Source organism: Bradyrhizobium sp. CCBAU 45394 (genome assembly GCF_028128655.1).
Lineage (GTDB): Bacteria > Pseudomonadota > Alphaproteobacteria > Rhizobiales > Xanthobacteraceae > Bradyrhizobium > Bradyrhizobium diazoefficiens.
The window spans coordinates 1-3,776 of sequence record NZ_LBIX01000100.1; the positions used below are offsets into that span (position 1 = coordinate 1).

Consider the following 3,776-nt stretch of genomic DNA (forward strand, 5'->3'; position numbering starts at 1 on the left):
TTGGGCTCGCCGGGATCTGCGCGGGGGGCGCCCAGTGATGGGTGTCCCTACCGCGAACAGAATGCGTTTGCGCTTTCAAGGATTTGCTTTCGGCAATATGGGCACTGCTGAGACGGCGGCCGAAGGATGAGATCGACGATGGCGAAACGTTGAGGCGGAGGCCCGTTGATTCTTTTTTTTCGCCACGCGTATGCGAGGCGATGATGTTGCAGGAAGGCGTAGGCAATCATTGTCATCAGGGCGTGGCGATGAAGACCTTGCCATGATCGCCCTTCGAAGTGATCAAGTCCAAGCTCCTCCTTCAACTGCTGATGCGCCTGCTCACAAATCCACCGTGCCTTAATGGTCTCATCGACGCTGAGGACAATGGCTCGGTTCGGGTAAAGCCAGACAATATCGCGCACCTTATCGACGAATAGCGGATCGCTCGACAGTTTAAATATCTGGCTGCGGTGCGGCTGCAGGCCGAACGCCGTCCACTTTCGGCGGATCGTGGTGTGAGAAAAGCCAGTTTCCGCAGCCATCGAGCGGATCGACCAGTGCGTCCGTCGCGCGGCGTCGTACGCAATGTCCGCTCGATTACCTCAGCAACCTGATCGTCGTCGATGGTTCGAGGGCGGCCAGGGCGGGCTTCGTCAAGCAGGCCATCACAGCGATCCTTCAAGAATCGGCGGCGCCACTTGCCAACGGTGTGTTCATGGATGCCAAGTTTGGCAGCCACCGACTTGCTTGGCAGACCATCTGCACACCGCAGGATCGCGCGGCAGCGCTCAGATAGCGATCGGGCAACGCGATGACGACGAACTTGCCTCTCCAAGTACGCCCGCTCCTGCGGACTAAGCACCAGCGGCGCGATCGGCCGGCCTCGCACACCCGCATTCGCCACGAGCACTCTCCTCTGTAGAGATTCGAGCTATCAACCAATGTGACGAACTTGCGTTCCAAAGGACTAGTCCCATCAGTAGGACTCGGTGAAATTAAATCAACGGCGACACAGCGCCGTAGTCGGGGAAGCGCAGAGGGCTTCCTGTTGAAATCACACGGGCCGGGTCTGCACGCGCCACCGCGCGTACACATTCAGCGCGCGAGCGGGCCACTCTCGGGCAACGTGGCCCTTGTCGGTATCGAGACCAATGTGAGCAACTTGACGCTACACGCCGCGACGAAGTGCCTGCAGAGCCTGTGAATTCACTTCGGCACGCGATTTGCTCTCTTTGCGGCATCATCACCAATCGCAATGCGATGGTCTTCGGGACGGACTCGGCGCGCGTCGCTGTTAGCGTCTAGTCCGCTCCGACGGTTTGCTGCGGCGATAACTTAAGGCGCCCGGCTGTGAACCGGGCAGATGGAAGGCAATCCTTGATGCGATCTGGAGTTCTTTTTTCGGTAGCCACGACAATTGCGCTCTTCGCAAACGGTGCAGCCAACGCGGCGGACCTTGAGCCAGAGGTGAAACTGCCGCCCGCGGTGTGGAACTGGTCCGGAGGCTATATTGGCGGGCACCTCGGCGGCGGGTACGGCCGAACCTCCTTCAGCAATCCCTACGGTCAGTCAATCTATGGCGATGTCGTCGATACCCCAGTGTTTCTCGCGGGTGGCCAGGTCGGCTACAATTGGCAGAAGAACGGCTGGGTCTTTGGTGTCGAACTCGATGCCAGCGGTGCTGTCTCAGACGGCACGAATACTTGCCTCGCCGCCTCCGGCTTTGTCGTGAGTGCAAACTGCAAGGCAGGTCCCAACGTCTTTGCCACCGGGACCGGCCGCATCGGTTACGCGTTTGGCGCGCTGGGCCACACACTGGCCTATCTCAAGGCTGGCGTAGCCTGGCAAAACAATCGGGGCGACGTCGTCAACAACGATGAAGGCGGCGCGCCACAGGAGAAAACCCATTTCGACTATGGTCGCCTCGGTGGCGTCATCGGGCTGGGCGTCGAGCAAGCGCTTACGCCTGCATGGTCGATCAACGTCGAGTATGACTATCTCCATTTCGGCGGGCCGAGTGTCGCAACGCCTCCGACGGTGCAGAATCCGCCGTTCGCAATTCTTCCGGCGAACATAACCAGCCTCTCCAGCAGCTATCACATCGGAAAGATCGGGTTGAACTACCATTTTGGCGCCGACCCGTGGGCGGTGCAATGGCCCGATGCACCGCTGTACGCAAAAGCCCCCGCCAGCGCGCCGCCGATTGCTTACACGGCAGGTTGGTCGTTCGAAGGCGGATCGCGGCTCTGGCTCAGCCGGGGACGCTTCCAATGGGACCACAGCGCAGTCGGCCTTGATGACCCCAGCATTCTTGGATCGAGGCTCACCTATCACGGACTTGACGGACTTTCCGGGGAGCTATTTGGCCGTCTCAACAGCCCGTGGGGAGTGTTCCTGAAGAGCAACGTTGGGGTTGGTCGCTTCAACAAAGGAAACATGAACGATGAAGACTGGGGCGGCGCCTATAGCAACACGATCCATGGCCAGGCAAACGGGAGGTTCACCTATTACACGGCCGATGCCGGTTACGATTTCCTGCGCGCCGCCAACTACAAGGTCGGGGGATTTATCGGCTGGACCTACTACGAACAGAACTCCGACTCGAGGGGGTGTGTACAGATAGCTCGCCCGCGTCCATGCTTGGCGCCGGACGACGACAGGGTCATTGGCAGCCAGAATACTCAGTGGAATGCAGCTCGGATCGGCCTGAGCGCCGAAACCATGCTCACCGAGCGTTGGCGTTTGAACGCTGACGTCGCTTACCTGCCCTGGACCGATTTCAAGGGGCGTGACAACCATCTCTTGCGCCCTATGACCACCTTCGCTGAGCAACGGGGCAATGGTGGCGGGGGCGTCCAGCTCGAAGGCGTGTTGTCCTACTTCATTACCAAGAACTTCAGCGTCGGCGTCGGTGGCCGCTATTGGGCGATGTGGACCAACAGGCGGAGCGACACGTTGTGCAGCGGCAGCGGCTGCGTTGGTGCACCACCCATGTTTGCGAAGCACAGCATGGAGCGCTGGGGTACGTTCTTTCAGGCGTCCTATAGGTTCGATTGAAAAGATCACACCTATAGCCAAGCTCCAGGCTTTCGACGCCCCCCAAGCTTTGGTAGTGGCCATCCACCTCCGCGCCATCTAGACGCCGGCAATATTGGCATTAGCGAACCTCGTCACGTGAGGACGGCAGCGCAAAGAACTAGCTGCAGTTGCCTTTTTGATTGGCTGCGATCCGACATCGCGCTAACCCAGTAGGCCGTAAGCGTGGCGCAAGCTTGCGAAAGATGCGCAGTTCGGTCGATCGTCGGAAAAGCTGGACGCTGATCAACTACAGCCTGTTTTGGAGGACATCGAAGAGACCGTCGCGGCTCTCGAAGCAGCCGAGGATCACGCCAATCCAAGAACCTGCGAGAAGCGAACTGCCGAGCGCACAGCCAACCGCGGTCAGCTGCCGGAGTATTTGCCGCACATCGTCGAGGCCCTGATGCCCACTGCAACCTGCCGCCCGTGCTGCGCAGGCGTCCTTTTTGAAAATTGGGAGCGATGAGAGCCAGAGGCTCGACGTCGTACCGGCGCAGTATCGCGTAATCGTCACTCGCCGGCCCAAACTGACCTGCCGCGCTTGTCATGGCGTCGTCCTCCAGCATGCCGGGCCCGAACACTGCCCACGGAGCGGCTGGTCAGCGCATGTGATCGATGCCAAGTATCATTGGCATTTGCCGCTTTATCGCCAGGCGCAGATGTTGGCGACGCACGGCATCGCCATCGACCGTCAGCCAACCCGGTAGCCTGGCTAC

2 protein-coding genes and 2 pseudogenes are annotated in these 3,776 nt (G+C 59.9%); 2 read left to right on the forward strand and 2 right to left on the reverse strand.

What is annotated here, in order from left to right; translation table 11 throughout:
* Positions 1 to 75: 75 nt before the first annotated feature.
* Positions 76 to 347 (reverse strand): annotated as a pseudogene (locus WN73_RS12090) (IS701 family transposase); the annotation flags it as partial.
* Positions 302 to 892, reverse strand: coding sequence for a helix-turn-helix domain-containing protein (locus tag WN73_RS12095; protein WP_442870076.1), 591 nt, complete (start codon positions 890 to 892; stop codon positions 302 to 304). The gene WN73_RS12095 and the pseudogene WN73_RS12090, both read right to left, overlap by 46 nt.
* 470 nt (positions 893 to 1,362) lie before the next feature.
* Between WN73_RS12095 and WN73_RS12100 the strand changes: the two genes are divergently transcribed.
* Together WN73_RS12100 and WN73_RS12105 are read left to right on the forward strand one after the other, a co-directional pair.
* Complete coding sequence (locus WN73_RS12100; RefSeq protein ID WP_271552931.1) at positions 1,363 to 3,039, forward strand: outer membrane beta-barrel protein; 1,677 nt, start codon at positions 1,363 to 1,365, stop codon at positions 3,037 to 3,039.
* 211 nt (positions 3,040 to 3,250) lie between these two features.
* Positions 3,251 to 3,752: pseudogene (locus WN73_RS12105) on the forward strand (IS66 family transposase zinc-finger binding domain-containing protein); the annotation flags it as partial.
* Positions 3,753 to 3,776 lie beyond the last annotated feature (24 nt).